Origin of the sequence: Paenibacillus sp. GM1FR (genome assembly GCF_002803315.1) — a bacterium.
Classification (GTDB): Bacteria; Bacillota; Bacilli; order Paenibacillales; family Paenibacillaceae; genus Paenibacillus; species Paenibacillus amylolyticus.
On the sequence record NZ_MKZL01000005.1, the window covers coordinates 15,201 to 35,905 of the forward strand.

Genomic DNA, 20,705 nt, shown 5'->3' on the forward strand with positions numbered 1-20,705 from the left:
CGGAGTTAGCCGCTGCAATCATAAGAGTGAAGTAAAACGTATGGAGTTTCATTATGTGCCGATTGTATGTCTGTTATGGGAATGGTAAATAGCTATAAATAAATGATTTCCTTTTTATAGTCTCTCATTGCTAATATTTTGTTTTACTTTTACAACCTACAATTTATCATCTTAACGATTTTGCATCTTTACCATGTGTTGAAAGTTGATGGTTTAAACATTTTTAAGAGATAATTATAATTAAATTGCAAATATGACGACTTACAAATGGTATATTCAATAATTTTTATTGATAATAATGTATTTGATTCTCATAAAGTGATATAATAAGTGTATGAAGTTAAGGAAGCGTGGTGTATTGAATTTGAATTGTGAAGTAAAAATTTTATCTGTAGAGATGCAGAATATAAAAAATGTTCGTTACGGTAAAGTTGATTTAGATCTAAACAACGACAATATTTTGGATGCACAAGTAGTGGGCTTTTATGGTCAAAATGGTTCAGGGAAAACTGCTGTAGTTGAGGCATTGTCACTTCTGAAGAGTTTACTTAATGGTCAGAAACTTCCAGGTAAGAATCAAAGGTTAATTTATGAGGGTGAAAAAACACTCTCTTTGGAGTTTGAATTCATACTACAACAAGATACGAATTGCTACAAAGCTAAATACAAAGTTAGTTTGGAGTATAGAGAAGATACAATGGTTGTTCAGATGGAAAGTGTGAGCACAAAGGAAAAATCGTACCGTAAAATGTTCCATTACGAAAATGATGAAAGAAAGCCTATTGAATTAAGACGTAAACCAAAACAAGAATTTGAGATCCTTTTAAATGGTATCAAGTTACTATCTGATCAAGTAGAAGGTTCATTATTTTTTGGGAAGATGGTTAGAAGTCAAGCCGATAAACTTTTTGATGGTCCCGAGTTAGTAATTTATCGAGCCTTAAGGAATCAGCTTTCTAAAAATCTATTAGTAATAAAGAACTTGCAAGAAGGCGTGTTCCCATCTTATTTATTTAATGACTTAAGTTCACAATCAATGGAAAACAGCACCTATGATATTAATGATCCGGTATCCTTATCCAAAGAGCATTACAAATATCTCGCAGATGTCATTGAAAGAAACAATGTTGTTGTGAGTGCAATTATTCCAGGATTGAAAGTACAGCTTAAAAATATGGGAGCCACAACCCTAACTAATGGAGAAGAAGGAGTACGAGCAGAATTTATTTCAATTAAAGGGAATAAAATTTTACCATTAAAGGTTGAATCGGCCGGAACTCTTAAGTTATTTGCTGTGACAACTTCTCTAATATCTGCTTTTCACAATCCTTCAGCAATAGTTGTCGTAGATGAGTTTGATGCAGGAGTTTTTGAATACCTGCTTGGTGAACTTATCGAAATATTCCAAAATCATAGTAAAGGTCAACTTATATTTACTTCTCATAACTTGAGAGTTCTAGAAAAGCTCTCCCCACAGAATGTTTGGTTCACTACAGTTAATGAGAACAGAAGATATATTAAATTAAGTGGTATTCAGAAAAACAATAATATGCGGAACGTTTATTTACGCGCTATTTTAGTAGGCGGTCAATCTGAATTCTTGTATGAAGAAACCAATCCAATAAATATTGTGCGTTCTTTTATAGAGGCAGGGTTACAGGATGGCGAATAAAAGGAAGAAGGCTTTATTTGTTATAGTGGAAGGCGAATCTGACAGTCTTTTCTTCTTTGAAGAGTTACAAAGGATCTGTAGAGATGAACACATCCATATCAAAGCTTATCATGGTGACATTTTTACAGACCTTAACCAACAGAATATCCCCATTAGGGACCGAGTACGGACGTTCTTCAAAGATCGATTAGATAATTTAAGAATTTCTGATTTTCTAGGCATCATACATTTTACTGACACAGATGGTGCTTATGCTAATGATGAGTATGTCATTGTGGATCAGCAGCAACAAGACAAGATAAGGTATCATAATCGAGGGATCTATGTAAACTCGGATGATCAACAGCTGAAAATGCAATTGCGTAATAAACTAAAATTAGAACATACGTCTAATGCCCGGAAATTAATGAACATTACTTACAAAAGTACAGAAATTCCATATCGATTGTTTTACCTTTCTCAAAATTTAGAGCATCTGGTTTTTGATGCGTTGAATGTTCCAGATAATGAAAAAGTAAAAAAGATAGTCGGAGCTATGAGCAAACAATCAGGGCAAGTGAACGTAGAAAGTTTGCTGAAGCAACACCATCCAGCACTTTCAAATATCACTGATAAGTACCGTGATTCTTGGGATTTTATTTTTCAAGGGGATAATTCTTTACAAAGATATACTAATGCGGCGTTAATGTATGATTATCTTGAGGAATTATTAGCAGCAAAGAAATAGCAGTTACCACATCTTGGGCAAGAGTTGAAACAACCATTACCTTACTTTTGAAAGGCAATGGTTGTTTTTGTTTTTTAATATCCTTGCAAGATGGCCACTCTACTTTCTTTCAATTTTAAATGGGAATCAAAATAAGAAATATAATGATTTTTCTTCATTCGTTGTTTGAAGAAGTTTAAACTATAAATGCGTTTTATTGTACAGTCTTCGACACAATACGACACAAATGATCTTGAGTAAAAGGTATTATTCTCTTGTGGTTAAGAACGGTATTACCTTCAATTTTAATGGTGACCGTGTGGTTCCGAGACATTTTTAAATCTCTAGTCAAATGTAGAATATCGTTCAACAAAACAACTTGATCCTTAGATATCTAAACAATTTTTCAAATATCTTCTTACTAAAATCAGATTTGATTCTTAAGAAGTACAGATGCTATTCGTTGAAGGTAATCATGAGTAGAGTTATGCAGTGATCTAAAGCTAGTCAGGTAATTCAGTATAGGAGGTAAGTCTGTGGAACAACAAAGATATAAGGTTATAATTGCAGAAGACGACATACATCAAGTGTCTTTGTTGAGAAAGTACTTAGAGGAAATGGATTTATTCGTCGTCTCCTGTGTATCATCCGGGATACGTTTAATAGAGGAAACCAAATTACATAAACCGGATATTATCTTGTTAGATATAGGACTAAAAAAAATGGACGGTATAACTGCCTTTAAAGAAGTACTGCAATCGGGTGTTCATCCACAAATCATTTTCGTTACAGGCTCTATCAGTCCTAAACATCTATTAGCAGGATTTGAGTTTGAATCCGTTGATTATATAACAAAGCCCGTGAACGAAAATCGATTTAAGAGAGCGATTAACAAAGCTAAAGAACTGATATATGCAAAAAAGCTAATTGATGCTGAAGTAGCAGAAGCTATAAACTGGGTTGTATTAAAGCAGAATTACCGTGATGTAACTGTCGCAGAGAATCAGATCATCTTTGTTGAGAAGGATAAACAGTATCGTAATAGATACATTGTTCACCTCAAAGATGGAACAACTGTTGAGACGAGTACACACCTTAAAGAGATTAAGGAAATGTGTTCGCCAAACTTAGTATATTCGCACAGAAGCTATCTCATTAACATACTGTATATCACGGCTATACAACCTGATGGTATGTTTACAAAAAATTATAACGTTTCATTAGACTATACTTCTGAAAAAGTCCCTTTAACTAAAAAAAACTATATGGATGCTAGTGATCTATTCTTGAAATTTCGTACACAAAGTACTTAGCGTCGCCGGTGGTTTACTTGTGTTTTGAACTCGATTTCTCCATCTACTTCACCATTTTCAAGGAGCTCGTATGTAATTGTGATGCTTCCATAATCAATTGCTGGATGTCCAGTGATCTGATCCTCTAAAAGTAATAACAGTGTTAGCAGTTTGCTACGGTTCATCCCCTCGCCTGCTAAACCCTGCTTGGGACCCCTGAGTCCAATTTTTGTAGTGTGATAGTTAATTGCTAGTTCTCCATCTCTCACAAAGAATTCCATCGTGCCACTGGGGAGCTTGGAAAGTGTTCTTGGGAAATAGTCGGAAATAATGCAGAGCTTAATTTGATCATAGAGATTTTCGTTATTTTTTCGCACTAGTGGGTTTTCTCTTTCTAAATATGAATCGTTGGACATATACATCTTGCATGCACCTCTCATTGACGTAATCCTAAAGAACTATTAGGGACATGACTAATATACCAATCCATGTAGGACTATTAAAGTATATTTGTTCGAAATGTTCAAAGTTATGTCTCAAATGTTCTCTTTAGGTTAATAAGGAATAAATTGAATACCGCCCCTATAGGTGGTTCTTATGGAGTACTCGTTGTACATTATTCATCTACAATCAAACAAGTTTGGATCGTCATTATTGTTTGGTTATTTGACTACCACAACAACAAATCCAAGGTGTGAACGTATAGAGTACCCCATAAAAACAACAAAAAACACCAAAGGTACGTCAATCGAGAATTCTCGATCGGCTAAACCTCTGGTGCTTCCAGAACCGTGTATTCAATTAACCATAGTATACTTGAATCGTACTAGAATGAATAGAGTTATTTTTTCAACGAATAGGTAGGTCCTTTTCCTCATACAAAGAAAGCCTCCACTATCTCGAGAGTTGTCAGCTTAATTCAGGGTGCTTTTGGGGAAATCTTTTATTTTGATTACGAACTATATTCTGGTATAATATAGATAATAAAATATCAAACGTGGAAGCACCACGGTAATCCAAAGGGATTGCTGTGGGCTTTTTTTGTTTTGGGAGGGAAATTCAGATGGCTGTGAGGATCAAAATGGCTACTCTTTTTAGCATTATGGCAACGACACTTCTAATATCAGTGAACCTTTTCAGCGGGTATATTGTAGGTAATGATCGGTTTACAGTTGAGATTTTATCTTATGAGATCCTAAAGTATACTGCATGCTTTATTTTAAACTCCAGCGTAAATTATATGGTTGCAGGACCTATTATGAAGCCGCTATTACAGGTCATTAAAAAATTTGATACAGCTTCAGTCAGAAATTCTGTAGATAGAGCTCATCCTAAAGGGGATGAATTTAGTATTTTGGAAAATGGATTTAACCAATTGACAGCAACATTAAAACTTCAAAATCATCAAATTAATGCGATGAATCATGAACTGATCCGAAAAAATGAGAATATGAGCACACTCTTTAAAGATACAATTAGCGCTCTTTCTAAACTGGTTTATGCTCGAGATCCTTATACAGCTTCTCATTCAACAAATGTCAGCCGATACGCAAAGGCACTTTCTGAAAAATTACGGCTTAATGAAAGTGAAAGTTATTATTTAGAGATTGGTGCGCTTCTTCATGATATCGGAAAAGTAGGAGTGCCTGAGAACATCCTCTCTAAAACAGAAAAGCTTACGGAATCTGAATTTGCTGTTATTCGTAAGCATCCCGAATATGGATTTCATATTATTAATGAGATTGAAGAGCTCCGAACTATAGGTGTTAGTGAGATCGTTCTCTATCATCATGAACGAATGGACGGAAGGGGCTATCCGAGAGGATTATCCGGATATGAGATTCCTCTGCCGGCACGAATTGTTTCCATATGCGATGCTTTCGATGCAATGACAACCAGTCGGTCCTATAGGCCTGCCTTAGATGTAAACTACGCTATAGAGCAACTTCGAAATAACGCTGGTCATCAATTTGATCCCTATATCGTTGAGATTTTCATTCAATGTCTTGAAGAAGATCCAAGCCTTTTCAGAGTTATGGAACAACACGAAAAAATGCTCGCAAGTGTATAACTTGTGAGCATTTTAATATAAAATCGTAAAACCTCCAAACGGGATATGTATGCTTGAGAGAATACCATACCCTTGTGGTTATCATGAGGAAGAACGTAGGATTACAGAATGAAAATATACATATACGAGTTGAGACAGCATATTGAATTTACTTCATTCAATGACATTACCTCCGCTCACGTCAACCACGGATATGCTCGTACTAAACGACTCCCAATCTCTTATAACACATTTTCCGAAAAATTTTCGTAGCTTTGTTAATGCCGACCGATTAGAGTCTAGGGTATTTTTAAGAATCCCCCTATATATGGGTAGGACACTTTTTCTGATTTGGGGACATGACTATATAATTTTCTGCAAAAAAATAAACAGGAACTAACGTTGTTATTTATAGGAATATTAAACGTACAAACGGTGCCTGTTCCGGATTAACAGGCTGCCTCTCAATCGCGTTATAAGCACCGGACCAACCGTTGGCGCGGTAAAGTCCGGATAAACTACGAACTGCATAGGGATCCATGTCAGCGTTCAGCCCCACTAACTCAGTACATTACGTTTCCATGGCGTACGTCATCGTTCTCGGGCTGTTAGGTTCATCGAAGGTGTTCGAGCTTGAGGTTCAGGTCGCTACGATCCTTCGTCCATAGCATGATATCGAGAAGGAACTGGAGACCGTTTATCTGCATCAATTCCGTGATAATCGTTTCTATAAGTAAGCGGACGTCCATGCCTTCTACTTCATTGGCAATAATTAGCCCGCTGGAGTCTCCGTCGATATAAAGGTGATCCATGTTCGGAGCCTTGTGTACCTGGCGCAACCAAAGGTCGCCAGAATCCATAATGAAAATGTGGCGGCCATTCAATACATAGCCTTCATACAATACGTACTGGAGATCCTCATCAAATGGGCCAAGTACCATCGAAGCTAGTTCGAGTTCAACTTTCGCTGTCATTAGGCGATCAATTCCTTCACGATAAGTACAAGACAGTAAACGAATATGAGCATATGGTTAAAGTTTCGCTTATATGAATTGTTATATTCCCAGTTGTTACGCGTAGTTGGCATATTTGTAGTTGCAATCATTTATACTTTCCTCCTCCGATAATAAATCAGACTCCTTCGGTTGTACGCGGATTCAATCCGAGAATCCCCCGAAATGCTCCCGATAGAATAACTCGCTGCTTTCCGGACGACAAGTGCGTTACGATGAAGTTGCCTCCTGGGGAATAAGCTTTTGGAGTAATTCAACCGCGATCATTTCGCGGATGTTATGGGTGAAACTAATGTCACCGACCTTTTGATCGAAGATTTCTCCGTAAGTCGTGAGGTACTTTACTCCAACAAAGCTAACGCGCTCCATAACAGCGATATTATAGTCAGGGTGAATGTTAATAGCGTAATGCTCATCTAAAAGTGTGACACCGTACTCAATACGGATGAATCCATCAAAGTCGTCTACCTTCTCGATTACAGTAATGTTCGAAATAATTTCTTTCCTCCATGCGGATAAATCGTGGACCAATACGATGTTACTGTGAATAGTTTCGAAAAAAATATTATCAGGAGTTTAACACTTTATGTTTAACGCCTAACGATAAAGGTTGTTTAATTATATATCGGCAGGCGTTAATCGTCAAGTGATTATTTTAAATTGTTTATCGATAGGGTATGATGGGAGGTGAAAGGTGGAATTGGCAATGTCGATTCAAATTAAATTAGGGGAAACAATAGACGCGGCAAATGTAAGCAGAAATGCCCTCGCGCGGGAGGCTAAAGTTAGACCTAACCTCATCTATGACTTGTGTGACGGCAAAACAAAACGGGTTGACTTGAATACTCTCAGTATTATAATAGATACTCTACGTGCGATGACGGGAAAAGACTACAGTCTTATGGACGTAATGGAATACATACCGGAAGACAACAAAGAGAGCCGTTAAACATTACGGCTCTTTTTACGTAGTTTAAACTTTGGAATCAGTGCGTTAGAGATTCGGTAAGAAGAATGTACACGGACGAGTTTGCCGCGCTATATGTACCAGGATCTCACGGTATGCAGAAAACCGCGAACCATACAGGCCGTGATACACAACCCTGGAATGCCGTTTCATGGGTTGATAACGTTCATCGTTTTGGGGTGTTAACCTACCGAAATACTTGCGCAATTCACAATCTGCTCCGTTAAGGCTAACGTTACAGGCTTGCGTGCGTCATCTGTTACCGAATGCGCTCCCCTCACCAACTTAACAATCCTTATCAGGCACAGCTGCATCTTTAAGAGTGCATAAATATGTCTCTCTAATATGCGTAATTTCTATTCTCTCATTCAGGGGCTTTCTGCAAACTGCATGGAAAGCTTGGTTGTTCCTCGGTGCCGCGCTCTTCTTTCGCTTCATATTACAGTCATGAAATTGAGATCGATCACAGTTAACTTCGATACATCCTCTCCATTCGTGTAAAAACCACCTTCCAATATGTAGCTACTCATAGACGTCATATCCATCTTCGTGGCTCAAGTGCAAAAAAAGTGTACAAAATGGAGATAGTGATGATACATTAATTTCGTTTTGCAAAAGTTCGTGATGGACCCTCTCCACTTGAACTGAGGTGAGATACTATATTCTCAATTTCAACATCAGACACATAAGCAGAAACCAATCTTCTTTTAGCCCCATCCTTAGGAAGATAGAGCATGTCTCCTCTCCCAAGCAAATCTTCGGCTCCCGACTCATCCAGAATAACCTTAGAATCATAATGATTGGCAACAGCGAATGCAACTCTTACGGGTAAATTTGCTTTAATCACAGGCGATAAAACTTGTTTGGAGGGGCGCTGTGTGGCTATGATCATATGAATACCAGCTGCACGGGCAAGTTGGGCAATTCGCTGAATACATTCCTCTACATCCGCTCCTGTTGTCATCATCAAATCCGCAAGCTCATCTATGACTAAAACGATATAGGGTAGGCGAGGAGCGCTAGGATCTACAGATTGTACCCTATCGTAATACGATTCAATATTACGCACACCGTAGTGGCTTAAAATTTCATATCGCTTTTCCATCTCTACAACAAGTTTTTTCAATGCGATTCCTGCTCTTTTCACATCCGTTACGATCGGGCCAAACAAATGCGGGATGTTTGCGTAGACCGAGAGTTCGACCATTTTGGGATCAATGAACAAAAATTTAAGCTTATCCGGACCCAGACTGTATAAAAGACTTATGATCATAGCGTTGATAAATACGGATTTGCCTGCTCCTGTAGCTCCTGCGATCAGTAGATGCGGCATGCTGGCTAAATCTGCATAAACCGGTTCCCCCGACATGTCCATACCAATAGGGAAGTTTAGAGCAGTTCGCGTAGCTAAAAATTCTTTATTCTCAAGAAGTGGTCTTAAATGAACGGTATACGGTAGTTTACTGGGTACTTCAATACCAATTACGTTTGTGCCCGGGATAGGGAGATAAAGCGTAATCTCTTCAGCCTTCAGAGCCATTTTCAAATTCATCTTGAGTCGCTTAAAATGGGATATATTCAGCCCTTCTGCTGGTACCAATTCATATCTCGTTACACGAGGTCCATAGGTGACACGAATAACTTTGGCAGGTAACTTCAAATTAGCTGTTTCTCTTTCAAGCTCAGCGAAGGCACTTTTTGAATCCTGGTTTGAAGGTGGTATGACTGTTGAAGATTTAAGTAAGGTGACAGGTAACTTCAACACATCGGTGCTTGGGTAATTCCAACACAGTTTACCTGCCTGGTCAAACTGTAATATAGCATCAAAGACGGTATCGCTTTTATTCGATTCTTTGGACTTATGAACAAATCCCCGTATTAAACCACTCGATCCCTTTTCCAGAATACGTAGGATAGTTTCCTTTTCAATGACTTTACCTTTGATTGTTTTGCTAATTTTGAAATCACATCCCGTGTTCTCCCATGCGCTACAGCCATATAAAACTCCTTTATCGATGACAGGCTGGCCACATTTTTTGCAAGATCCCAAGTTTTGATCAGCGGTCACATTTCGTTTCGGCCGCCGATGTGCTTCAGTTATAGGTGGTGCCTTAGCTGGGCTACTGGAAATAGAAGAAGTAATCTGTTTTGAAACATCTGGACATTCAGTAGAATTCCCCTTAATTTCTATAACTTCATCATGCATTGAGAGCTTTTGATGTCTTGGATCCCCCTTAATATGTGTAGTATCAGCCTGCCCCAACGACGATATGGATTGTACAGGTGAGCTAGATACTGGAGGTTGTGAAATGGGAATGCCGTTATTAGTCGTTGCTGAGTTCGGCTTAACTGCTTCGGGCATGTCCATAGAATGAACAGAGTTCACAGCATCATTAACGAGCTTAGTAGCCAATTTCTTGGCCTGATCAATAAAGCTAGTATGTGTAAATCTCCCCTGACCAATTTCACTTAATGTTTGTTCCCACTTGGCAGTTGTTTCGGCTGAGGATAAAGCAGATTGGCCGATAGCTTGAATAAGCGTTCGTCCTTTCACAGTGGGATACACCAAGTTTTTCTTGATTTCAATATAACTCTGATCCTTTAATCGGCTTATAATACTTGCTCTAGTCGCTTCTGTTCCAAGACCATGCGTTTTGCGCATGATGCTTTCTAGCTCTTTATTTCCTAACTGATTCCCGGCAGACTTCATCATTGAGATGAGGTTACCTTCTGTTAAACGCTTAGGAGCAGAAGTCCAGGCTTCTTTAGCAAAACAATCGGTGGTGTAACCAACTTGTCCCTCCACTACACTAGGAAGCAGATCTAGGCTTTTTTCGCTCTCGTCAGGGTCATCTGTATTCATAACGAGACGCCAGCCGTCTCGAATGGTTCTCTTCCCTTTGGTTAGGAACGAAAATTGATCTCCCACATACGTGATGATCGTGGTATGTTCGAGAATAGCACTATCATAATGAGCTGCAATTACTGATTTGACAACCAAGTCATAGATCAGTCTTTCATTATGGCTTAATCTGCTTAAATCTGGAGCTGTATCGGTCGGTATGATCGCGTAGTGGTCTGATACTTTCGAAGCATCCACATATCTTTTATTATTCATAATAGAGGGAACCGGTTTAGGGATTAAAGGAGTATAAGGCCCTAGTTTACCTATGTTCTCAAGAATGCGGGGTAACTCCTTTGCTTCTTCCGTCGTAATCCGATTACTATCCGTACGTGGGTAGCTCTGATATCCCTTATCGTATAGCGTTTGACAGGCATCTAAGACATCTTTCGGACTTAGTTTGAAAAGTTTATTGGCAAGGGTTTGTAATGCGGAAAGACTAAACAGATAAGGGGGCAAAGTCTCTTTAGTCTCCACAGATATCTCATCGATATCTGCCGTTTTTCCTGAACACCAAGCGGCCAATTTCTCAGCTTTACCCTGATCCATAAGTCGGTCTTGATTGCCTGTAAACCATTTCCCCCTATACTCCATACCGCTAAAGCTGAAGTTTGCAATGACTTCCCAATAGGGCGTGGATACAAAACTCTTTATTTCCCTTTCGCGTTCAACAATAAGTGCTAGAACCGGTGTTTGAACACGCCCTGTTGAGAAGCTCTCTCCTTTTTCAACTTTGACTCCTTTCTCTCGAAGCAGTATGGAGTATGCTCTTGATGTATTTATCCCCACAAGCCAATCTGCACATGACCGAGCATATGCTTCATAAAACAAATTTTTCTTTTCTGATCCGGGTAGAAGTTTCTGAAATGCTGCAAAAACCGCTTCTTTCGTTAACGAAGAAGTCCAAAGTCTTTTCACGGGTTTTTTACAACCACTAAGTTGATATATCAGAGTAAAGATAGCTTCACCTTCACGGCCTGGATCACAGGCATTTATAATTTCGTTAAAGCTCTTGTTTTGAATCAATTTCTTCAAGTGGGCGAACAATTTTTCTTTCCCTTTTGCAGGCTTCAATTGAAAGGGTCCTGGTAGTATGGGTAGATGCTCCATTCTCCACTTTTCAAACGTTGGATCATAATCCTCTGGTTCTTTTAAAGTAACTAAGTGTCCTGCTGCCCATGAGAAGTAAGCTCCCTTGGGGAATGTCGGACAGGGCAGTACCTCGATGTAGCCCCAACCTTCCCCTTTGGTTGGAAAAGGAGCCGCTAGTCGTTGGGCTTGGTCTTTTTTTTCAGCTATGATAAGTTTCATGTAAACCTCCTATAACGAGCAAAAAGCACGCTTCCCCATAGGGAGAAGCGTGCTTCGCTTTGTGAGTATTCAATTGATTTCATTATACCGTAATCTTACACCGAGGTCACCCTGTATGCTGTCCAGAAGCGTGCTAAATATGTTCTTATTCTGTGGTCTCTACTTACATGTGAACAAGCCATCTGGATCAGAACCCAACTGATTAACCTTTCCCACGGATAGTTAATCTACTACTTTATGAATGAACAATGTAGCCTTAATGAAAGAAAGGGCCCCTTACTCTTGGTCGCTCCCACGAAGTTCGGTGTATTTTTTGTTTGAGCCATATGCCTTATCTACTGGATACTTCTCTGCATTTTTCTTCAGCTTTTCTATTAATGCTTTCTTCGGATCAATATTAAGTTCGTTGCACATGAGTAACACATAATATAGAACATCAGCCAATTCATCTTGAAGTTTGTCTTTGCTTTTCGCAATGGCTTCTTCGTTACTTTTCCATTGAAATATTTCAAGCAACTCACTCGCTTCGAGATTCAAAGAAATGGCCAGATCCTTGGGATTATGAAATTGTCCCCAGTCCCGCTCATCTCTAAATGCAGTAATCTTTTGTATTAATTCCTCCACAATGAACCACCTCTATACAGTCATTCGACAAACAACGGCAAAGTCCTTGCTTACGTCCTCTTGATACACCGAAGCGTAAGCATCACATAGGAAGCAGGCGCAATCAGCGTCAATGCTCTACTCGTTTTCAGACTCATCCTTGTAATTAGGTGTTCTTGTGTGAAGAGGCTTAAAACTGCTCATAAACCGTCATTAGAGGCAAAAGGAAAAAGCACCTTCTTTGAGGTGCTTTCCGTCATACCGGCAAGTAATCTAGATCTCTTGAAGAAATCGCTTATGTTCTTCTAAATGTTCTTCGTACTTCACATGATCCAGAAAAGTTATACATTGGTCCATCAGTTCTTCAGGCGTGTGCTTCAACTTTTTGGCATACATAAATGCTGATTTAGCCAGTTTTTGAATCACTGGTGTAACATCTGCTCCGTTTAGCTCAAGTTCCGGGGATTTACCCGTATACGCCAATAAAGATGTAGGCATAAAAGAAGCTGAAGTCGTAACTGAACATAGTGCCATATCATGAACATAATGATCATTCATATTAGCGATAAAATAAAACAGATATGGTTTGTTCTTCACTAGTTTTTGGATCCAAGATTTTAACTCGGGCACATTGTACATTCTTCTGGCTTCATGTTCATACCCGTCAAATAAGATGACCACAGAGCTGTGACCTTTTTGTTTTTTCTTTTCAACGTTCACTAGTACATTTAAGTACGTTTGAATATGTCCTTGTAAAACATGATCTTTAGTTACAACTAGACGTGTTACTTTCAGTTCTCTTTCTGTTTGCGCTTCGCCACTAAGCTTGAATGGAACGCCACTATCTTTAAACAGTTGTAGTGCGAAATTTAAAGATTGCACCCGTAATTCCTCCTGTTGAGATGACCCTACCAAAGCCCATCTGATTTAGATGCAGCTTTGAGTCTATTTAATATGCAATTCGTTCCGGCATTAACTGTTACGATCAGGAAACAAATTTAGTATAAAACGTGTATAGTGTTGTAACTGTCGTACGAAGTGTAGCGTAGTCTCGGCTTCACTTGCGATAGACTCTAACCCGTGACTCGTAATTTGATAAATATAGGTGCTACGCCGATCTGTCGTCCATTTTCCTGTTACATATCCTTGGTCTACTTCCATTTCTCGAAGTACCTCGTAATAATAGCCTTGTGCAGGCTGCCATTCGTATCTTTCTTTAAAAAGTAACCACACTTTCTTTCCACTTTCTTGGCGATGTTCGTCTTCAGTTAGAATCTTTAAAAATAAGTACCGGATTAAATGTCGCACGTTAATTAATCGGTTAAACATTTTTCGTTGCTGCGTATTCAGTTGAATGGGTTCGGATTTACCCGTACCCGAGATATGAAAATCAAAGTGATCGGCCATACTTTTTAAACTCTTCATGGAATCCATACATGATTCTTTAAAACTATCTATCTTCGCATAACCGTCTGCGGTAATAGCGTAGTATTTTTTATTGTTCTTGTTCTCCGTCCGAATCGATGTTATCCATCCGAAAGACTCCATCTGATTTACTACATTGTAGAAATAGGATCTCGCTCGGCCTCGTTGTATATTACTTAATTCCGCGCGGACCACCTCAAAGATATCTGAAGGAGATGCCGACTGATTGTGAAGTTCACGAAAGATGAGCAAGTACATGATATCTCTCTCACTGAGCCCTAAGCGTTCTGGACCGAGTTTAATCTCCTCTTTCACTGGCATTAGACTCCCTCACTTTCCGGATCCTTTAGTTTGATTACGAACGTGACAAAGATTGTTTATGACGTAGTGTCTTTGTGTCTTGACGAATGCCCATGTATTTCGAAAGGAACGTATATACCACGAAAAAGCTAATTCCATAGGTGAGGATCCACACCCCACCTATTGCAATCAGATGAGGAACTAAAAGAGTGCCGCACAATACTAGTGAAACTACAGCGCCTCTTACCATAGGTCCTGTCATCGTAGGTTTTTCAACTTCATCATGTGGTAGTTTACAATCCATAAGACCTTGCATCCGAGAGGATTCAGCTTTCCACACGTAATAAGAAATTATAATTTGAGATATTCCAATCGTACCAAAGATACGGTAAACACTTGGAGGTATCGGCCCTTGAATATGATTGGCCACAAAAAACATGCTAAGAATAAACGAACAAATTCCGATTTTTATGAGGAACTGCATGTGGACTTCTCCTCTGTATACTGAAATTAAAAATGCATATCGCAAGTTGAAAATGCATGTTCTATCATTTGGATCAAGACGGTGCTCTTACGTTTATAAACGCAATTAGAGGACTTCTTCATCTCCGACCGTTTTTGTGCCTGCTTTGTTACCCTTTAACCTTATAAATTATTGTATGGAGCCAAGGTGTCGTTGTCCCTGAGTAGAAAGAACTGAATCTATTCGACTATCGTTACTGGACGGCCGAATTGTTTAAATGCTTGATCCTCACTATACAGATCCATCTTATACCCCGTTAATTTTGCTGCGAGACGTGCATTTAGCCCCTTCAAACCAATCGCAAGTGTGAGCTGGTTATTGGGCACAATCACACGTGCTGTCGGATCTTCTTCATCGTCAAAAATGTGGACCTCAAGCACTTTAGCAGGTGCTAAGGAATTTGCAACATACTCTTCCATCTGTTTGGACCATTTAATGATATCTAATTTCTCGCCGCCGAGTTCACTGGTAATGGATTGAATAGTCTGCCCTTTTACGCCTACACATACCGCAACTTCATCCACATCTGGATCTAGTGCAGTAACTGCAATCTTCGAACGGATCCCCGCTTCTCTGGAGATGGATTTGATGGCGACCTTTCCTTCTTGTATTTCTGGGATCTTTGTTTCAAACAACTTCTTCAGATGTCCTGGGTGTACACGCGACAGAATGACCAAAGTTCCCTTAGATGTTTGTTCAACGCGAGAGATATACGCTGATAGTGTATCCCCAAGCTTAAACTTTTCATTTGGCATCAAGTCACTGATAGGTAGGACAGCCTCGGTATGGTCTAGTAAAACATATAAGTTAGATGAGTCCATGCCCTGGACCTTTCCAGTGATGATCTCTTCTTCCTTACCAGCGTACGCATCAAACACGAGAGCTCGTTCAGCTTCTTTAATTCTCATCATAACCACCTGTTTGGCCGTTTGAGCAGCCAACCGTCCAAAGTCTTTCGGAGTAACTTCAATTTCAATAAACTCGTCAAGCTGGACCTCTGGGTTGATCTGCCGAGCTTGGTCGATCAATATCTCGACTCGTTCATCAATAATATCATCTACAACCATTTTCTTTGATAACACTTTCATTGCACCAGACGTACGATTAATATCAACACGCACATTCGTTGCCGTATTGAACTTCTTTTTGTAACTTGATACGAGCGCATCCTCAAGACCCTCTAACAAAACTTCTTTTGAAATCCCTTTTTGCTTTTCAATCTCCGTTAATGCTACTAAAAAATCCTTATTCATTTTCATTCTCCTTTTGTTTTCTGATTTTTACTAACCAAGCTAAATCCGCCCTCTGTATGCGTATCGTTCTCCCTATCGTGCTATAGATACTTTCGACACAATCGTATTACTAGAAAAAGCTTCGATCTCGAGACAGAGATAAATTCTTTACCGCACAAGTACCTTTCGATGGAAACGCAAATCTAAGCGTATATGTATCTGTTTCTAAATAAAATGATGAACGTTTAGTAGATGCTAGGAGCAACGATCGTCAACACATATGGAGAGGGAGGCAGGGCAACTGACCATCAACTGTAAAACTCATCCATATATACATTATATCGTACTACTCGGTCACAGGAAAGCACTTCGTCTTCTCGCATACGTTCTTACTTCTCGCCTTTTCCTTCCCCTTTATACGAGATCTTCAACCCTGAGACACATAAACACCGATCTATGATCTACTTTCAATTCTGAAACCTAGATACGTATCTATATCTTTTCTTTAGGGCCAGAGTGAGTGCGCGCCGCGCGCAAAGGGGGTTCCAGGTTCAATAAAAGTAGCAGATTTTTAGTTACAAATCTAAACCCTCGTTAAAAGGGGGGCAATACAACAGGCAGGCTAAATAGTCAAACAAAAAATGAGCGGCGAGAACGCAGCAGGACTAGGATGTATTAAAAGAGGTTTAGTCCTATGAGCGAGTTGTACGTTTATACGTGTTTTATGGATTTGTATAGACCTCCTTTGGTTTCGTTGGATGGACCTAGGTCACCCTATTATCAGAGAGGTATAGCCTATCAACACAACAAAAAAAGGCACCTGCCCTTTCCGAATTCTACATGATCACCAAATAAAAGTGATACAGATCGCCCTTGAAGGACGTAGAATTGGAATGTGGCGTGTGCCTGTTCCTTAAAGATCCATGTTACTAATGTATGAGTAGAGTATATCACAAAGCGGACGGAGATTTAAAGAGAAACGTGTTGATCACAGAAACAAGTCCCGTCAACTCTTTAGATTCATATGGATCACACAACGTCAATGTTACTTTCAAATGGCCATGTAATGACTCAAAGCGCAGCGCCAATCACTTGCCATTCCTGCTCATCGATAATCCGATTTAATTTCAAATCAATTTTGGACATCTATGCATTGTACGTTTCTCAGTGCTTAGGAAGTATCATCCATGAAGAATAAACCCCTGTTCGGTTCCAGACCCTCAGTTATAGTTGGTCATAATTCTAACATTCAGGTATTGCTCTAAATAAGGGCAGCTGCTGAAACTTCCCTGGGATCTAAATCCTTTCACAATTATTTCAACTCCTTGTAGCTATATAGTCCTTGGGTAAACATATTTTCCGTATTTCCAGTTTTAAAAGTGTTCAGGTGATTGTTAGCAGAATTAGAGAACCAAACTACATCTACCCATCCCACATACAACACACCTTTCTTGATACCATTTACTTTGTCAGATTCAAATAATGGATCAAATCGGAAGTATTTCTCCTATCTCTATTACCTTTTTCCAAATACCTTTTTGCCAAATCAATGTTCAAATTTGCAATATACTTAGCTTTGGCTTCCTTCATTCCAAGCATATATATTCCATCTTCAAATGGAAGAAGCATGAGGAATTTATAATATTTTTCTGATATTACTTCAATCATTTCACTCCTACTGATCAATTCAATCACCTCTTCTATGTATCTATTGATAACATACGGATAAATCTGATTTTTGGGGTTGCGGTTAATTCCCCTTTAACTAAGGAAAAGTGAATAATGTCACTTCACCTTAGTTTAGTCTATATCTATCTTTTTCTACGAAAGCCTTTTGTACTCTTTTTCTTTTTATATTGTTTCAGTCTCACTTGATCTGGCTTATTTAAGCTCTCATCTAATAATATTTTCTGAAGCATTTCTGGCTTTGACGCCGCTTCCTTTACCTCAGAGGTTTTTTCTGGCTTTGACACCTCTTCCTTTATCTCAGAGGTTTTTTCTGGCTTTGACTCCTCTTCCTTTATCTCAGAGGTTTTTTCTGGCTTTGACTCCTCTTCCTTTACCTCAGAGGTCTTTTCTGGCTTTGACTCCTCTTCCTTTACCTCAGAGGTCTTTTCTGGCTTTGACACCTCTTCCTTTACCTCAGAGGTTTTTTCTGGCTTTGACGTTAGAGATGTACGTGAGCTTTCTCTTGCATATAAAGCTTTCTGATAGTCAATTGAGTTAGAATCTTTGTTATTGTTTTCAGGAGATGGAGTATCGATATTTTGATAGATATTTCTTTTACTGTTACTCCAAATCAGCGTCCAGTCTACATCACAAAACTCTCTAACAAATGCCATAATGTTTTTAGACGCTTTCAGCTTTCCTTCGAAAGCAGCGTCATTAGGGAAGATAAGACTATATCCCTCTTCAGATATACTCTTGCCCTTTAGTCCTCTTTCAAATAAAAGAAAATCTAGAAATTGTGGCATACTAATGTACCAGTCTGGATTGTTGTATGCCCTATCAATTATTCCGATCAGGCTTGTAGAAAAATCTGGGGCGGGTACTTCTCCAAATTCAACTATTCGTTTGTTGGGTAAGTACTGGTTTGGAATTACATCTTTTATCATCTCGTTTGCAAGATCTGAAAAATTTCTAAGTAGACCATTGATATAATTAGGCTCAACAGCACCATATGTTAATTTCGAATTTATATGTTGTTCACGTGCTTTCTCTGGGTATCCTAATGTATCAGAACATATCCAAAGTATTTGTGTAGCAAGATTAACAGTAAGATCACATATTAGAAAAGACCAAAACAAACTTGTGTCATCTGAATTATTTAAACTATACTTATACTCTCTAGCTGCAATCTTTAGCCATTCCATTGACAGGTTAGTTGCAATGTAATGATCTTCATCTAACCAGAGTGAACGGTTAATATTCCATGCTTTAAGTGCTAATTGATCACTTCTTATATGATTCCTAATATTGTTAATGAAGTCTCCATAAAAATGGAAATCTGCAAGACCGTAATTATTATTTGGCTTAGTGTAAGTATCAAGGATTTCGTTCGTTAGAACGATTACCCCACCATCAGAAGCGAATTTTATGATATCCCAAGAAGCTCGTGGAAGAGATACATAAGTTTTTGATGAATTTATAAATTCTCCTAATCCTTTTGACCAAAAGATGCGTTCATAAGGTTTCGCTGCCTTCTTGTTCTTACAATCGCAGATAATTTTAGTCCCATTAAATGGATGTGTAAAACTGATTCCTAACACATCAATATCAGTAGCCTCCAGCCCTACTCCATAGTTGAGAGGTATACCTCTTCTACTAACATAACCCTGCCCCTGGAACATTCCTGAAACCTTATATTCTAATTGGAATCCTTTTTCAATATTTGAAGACATATGCTATCTTCCACCTGTCCGTATCGAATTTAGAATTTTTTCCTGTAACGCTTTCACAGGAGCTGTTGAATTAGACATAATTTGTTGCTTCCTGACTTCAGGAATAATGTACTGAGAAGGTTGAGCATTCAAAATCGAACTTGAATTTTCTTCCGCTTCCAGAATTACTTTATTTAATGATATCATTTGTTTAGCTAATTTCCCCACTTCACTCTGTCTTAACTTCATAAAATAAGTATTATTTATACGAGACGAACGCCGGGTCTCAATAACACCATCTTTTTCTAGAAGTTGATAGTCTTGTCCAATAGCTGTGCATGGGCCAACCCATTCTCCCCTTACTAATTTGTTAACAATGTTCATCATCATACTTTGTGTACTAATATTTCCTCTGGAGTAAGTTGAACTCTTCTCTCCAAACCTTAAACAACTAAGTAAAACCTTAGCTTTGTGAAAGACATCCTCTTGTAGAGTGAATCCCCCTACCCCATGCCCTTTTATTTGTGGAGTCGTAAAAAAAACAGCTCTACCATATTCAGAAGAAACGGTTATCCCATCTAAAAGTCCAATTCCCTCCATCATTATTACAATCTCTCGGGGAATATATTCAGGTATATTTTCACTGAGAAAACCCTGTGAGTCATTTACAAGACTCTGAACTTCAAGAACCATAGACCTTTCAGTTTCACTTAGATTTTTCATAGCCTTGATTGTCTTCTGCGGATCACCAGCAAAAGAGTATTCGTTGTAAAGAACCTTTTCAGTGTGTTCCCCATTTTCTTTTACTAGGCTAAAAACTTTTTGTAAAGAGAGAGTATTTCGAACTGTCTCCTCATCAAAATCAGATGCTAAGATACCTACCAATTCCTCTTCTAATCTCGGTAATTCGTAGGTTGAATGTAATGCTTTTAAACTTGCCTCTTCTTCTTTACCAGGATTTAGACTCTCATAAATGTCTGAAGCAACTTCCAGAGCTGTGGTCCCGGAAAAGCAGTAAATTTCAACCTCTTGGGCTCTCTCAAGACTATCTGTAATGAAATCTACTTTACCTTGTCTTTTTAACAATCTTAAGTATGTATCTACCGCATCAGGACCTATATGTGATAATCGTGCAAAAGTCTTCACAGCTTCACGTCCAATTATTTCCTGTTTGTCTGCAACTAACCTAGATAAAAGCGTCGCTGCTTTGCCAGCCTGTTCAGTTGCTTCATAAAATGAAAGTTCTTGAGTATCATTCTTAATATTACAAATGTGCTTAGTTGTATTTACTAACCATGTACCTTTAGTTAATTTATCCACCTTTATGCT

16 protein-coding genes are annotated in these 20,705 nt (G+C 38.7%); 5 read left to right on the forward strand and 11 right to left on the reverse strand.

Annotated features, from left to right (window positions below):
• The first annotated feature begins 364 nt into the window (after positions 1-364).
• The 3 genes from PAEAM_RS03175 (at position 365) to PAEAM_RS03185 (ending at position 3,691) form a co-directional block, all read left to right on the forward strand.
• The gene (locus PAEAM_RS03175) at positions 365-1,672 is read left to right on the forward strand and encodes an AAA family ATPase (RefSeq protein ID WP_165789815.1); all 1,308 of its coding nucleotides are present in this window, start codon (positions 365-367) and stop codon (positions 1,670-1,672) included.
• Positions 1,662-2,399, forward strand: coding sequence for a hypothetical protein (locus PAEAM_RS03180; RefSeq protein ID WP_100526619.1), 738 nt, complete (start codon positions 1,662-1,664; stop codon positions 2,397-2,399). Before PAEAM_RS03175 ends, PAEAM_RS03180 begins: the two co-directional genes overlap by 11 nt.
• Before the next feature lie 515 nt (positions 2,400-2,914).
• Positions 2,915-3,691 (forward strand): LytR/AlgR family response regulator transcription factor, encoded by a 777-nt coding sequence (locus PAEAM_RS03185; protein ID WP_100526620.1) that lies wholly within the window; start codon positions 2,915-2,917, stop codon positions 3,689-3,691.
• On the opposite strand, the gene PAEAM_RS03190 is transcribed toward PAEAM_RS03185, so the two are convergent.
• The gene (locus tag PAEAM_RS03190; RefSeq protein WP_100526621.1) at positions 3,688-4,092 is read right to left on the reverse strand and encodes a hypothetical protein; all 405 of its coding nucleotides are present in this window, start codon (positions 4,090-4,092) and stop codon (positions 3,688-3,690) included. The genes PAEAM_RS03185 and PAEAM_RS03190 overlap by 4 nt on opposite strands.
• A 641-nt stretch (positions 4,093-4,733) precedes the next feature.
• Here PAEAM_RS03190 and PAEAM_RS03195 point away from each other — a divergent pair.
• Positions 4,734-5,741: an HD-GYP domain-containing protein gene (locus PAEAM_RS03195; protein ID WP_100526622.1), complete on the forward strand. Its 1,008-nt coding sequence runs from the start codon at positions 4,734-4,736 to the stop codon at positions 5,739-5,741.
• Positions 5,742-6,334: 593 nt separating this feature from the next.
• On the opposite strand, the gene PAEAM_RS03200 is transcribed toward PAEAM_RS03195, so the two are convergent.
• On the reverse strand, positions 6,335-6,694 hold the full coding sequence (locus PAEAM_RS03200; protein ID WP_100526623.1) for a hypothetical protein: 360 nt from the start codon (positions 6,692-6,694) through the stop codon (positions 6,335-6,337).
• Complete coding sequence (locus tag PAEAM_RS32450; RefSeq protein WP_279303083.1) at positions 6,694-6,825, reverse strand: hypothetical protein; 132 nt, start codon at positions 6,823-6,825, stop codon at positions 6,694-6,696. Before PAEAM_RS32450 ends, PAEAM_RS03200 begins: the two co-directional genes overlap by 1 nt.
• Positions 6,826-7,427: 602 nt before the next feature.
• On the opposite strand from PAEAM_RS32450, the gene PAEAM_RS03210 reads away from it, so the two are divergent.
• On the forward strand, positions 7,428-7,682 hold the full coding sequence (locus PAEAM_RS03210) for a helix-turn-helix transcriptional regulator (RefSeq protein WP_223200032.1): 255 nt from the start codon (positions 7,428-7,430) through the stop codon (positions 7,680-7,682).
• 616 nt (positions 7,683-8,298) lie between these two features.
• On the opposite strand, the gene PAEAM_RS03215 is transcribed toward PAEAM_RS03210, so the two are convergent.
• The 8 genes from PAEAM_RS03215 to PAEAM_RS03255 all read right to left on the reverse strand — a co-directional run bounded on the left by PAEAM_RS03215 (position 8,299) and on the right by PAEAM_RS03255 (position 20,696).
• Positions 8,299-11,913 carry a DNA topoisomerase 3 gene (locus PAEAM_RS03215; RefSeq protein WP_100526625.1) on the reverse strand — a complete coding sequence of 1,205 codons (3,615 nt, stop codon included), beginning with the start codon at positions 11,911-11,913 and terminating at the stop codon, positions 8,299-8,301.
• 276 nt (positions 11,914-12,189) lie between these two features.
• Complete coding sequence (locus tag PAEAM_RS03220) at positions 12,190-12,537, reverse strand: nucleotide pyrophosphohydrolase (RefSeq protein ID WP_100526626.1); 348 nt, start codon at positions 12,535-12,537, stop codon at positions 12,190-12,192.
• Positions 12,538-12,789: 252 nt separating this feature from the next.
• Complete coding sequence (locus PAEAM_RS03225) at positions 12,790-13,398, reverse strand: hypothetical protein (protein ID WP_100526627.1); 609 nt, start codon at positions 13,396-13,398, stop codon at positions 12,790-12,792.
• A gap of 90 nt (positions 13,399-13,488) precedes the next feature.
• Entirely contained in the window at positions 13,489-14,262 is a 774-nt protein-coding gene (locus PAEAM_RS03230; RefSeq protein ID WP_100526628.1) for a helix-turn-helix transcriptional regulator, read from the reverse strand.
• A gap of 681 nt (positions 14,263-14,943) precedes the next feature.
• Entirely contained in the window at positions 14,944-16,017 is a 1,074-nt protein-coding gene (nusA, locus tag PAEAM_RS03240) for a transcription termination factor NusA (protein WP_100526630.1), read from the reverse strand.
• A 1,440-nt stretch (positions 16,018-17,457) separates the two neighbouring features.
• Positions 17,458-17,664 (reverse strand): hypothetical protein, encoded by a 207-nt coding sequence (locus PAEAM_RS03245; RefSeq protein WP_133120408.1) that lies wholly within the window; start codon positions 17,662-17,664, stop codon positions 17,458-17,460.
• A gap of 143 nt (positions 17,665-17,807) precedes the next feature.
• Entirely contained in the window at positions 17,808-19,397 is a 1,590-nt protein-coding gene (locus tag PAEAM_RS03250) for a hypothetical protein (RefSeq protein WP_100526632.1), read from the reverse strand.
• A gap of 3 nt (positions 19,398-19,400) precedes the next feature.
• Positions 19,401-20,696 carry a hypothetical protein gene (locus tag PAEAM_RS03255; protein WP_100526633.1) on the reverse strand — a complete coding sequence of 432 codons (1,296 nt, stop codon included), beginning with the start codon at positions 20,694-20,696 and terminating at the stop codon, positions 19,401-19,403.
• Positions 20,697-20,705 lie beyond the last annotated feature (9 nt).

Coding starts and splice junctions, on each gene's coding strand:
- PAEAM_RS03180 (WP_100526619.1), top strand. CDS start 1,662: ATGGCGAATAAAAGGAAGAAGGCTTTATTTGTTATAGTGGAAGGCGAA.
- PAEAM_RS03190 (WP_100526621.1), bottom strand. CDS start 4,092: ATGTATATGTCCAACGATTCATATTTAGAAAGAGAAAACCCACTAGTG.
- PAEAM_RS03195 (WP_100526622.1), top strand. CDS start 4,734: ATGGCTGTGAGGATCAAAATGGCTACTCTTTTTAGCATTATGGCAACG.
- PAEAM_RS03200 (WP_100526623.1), bottom strand. CDS start 6,694: ATGACAGCGAAAGTTGAACTCGAACTAGCTTCGATGGTACTTGGCCCA.
- PAEAM_RS32450 (WP_279303083.1), bottom strand. CDS start 6,825: ATGATTGCAACTACAAATATGCCAACTACGCGTAACAACTGGGAATAT.
- PAEAM_RS03215 (WP_100526625.1), bottom strand. CDS start 11,913: ATGAAACTTATCATAGCTGAAAAAAAAGACCAAGCCCAACGACTAGCG.
- PAEAM_RS03230 (WP_100526628.1), bottom strand. CDS start 14,262: ATGCCAGTGAAAGAGGAGATTAAACTCGGTCCAGAACGCTTAGGGCTC.
- nusA (WP_100526630.1), bottom strand. CDS start 16,017: ATGAATAAGGATTTTTTAGTAGCATTAACGGAGATTGAAAAGCAAAAA.
- PAEAM_RS03245 (WP_133120408.1), bottom strand. CDS start 17,664: ATGATTGAAGTAATATCAGAAAAATATTATAAATTCCTCATGCTTCTT.
- PAEAM_RS03250 (WP_100526632.1), bottom strand. CDS start 19,397: ATGTCTTCAAATATTGAAAAAGGATTCCAATTAGAATATAAGGTTTCA.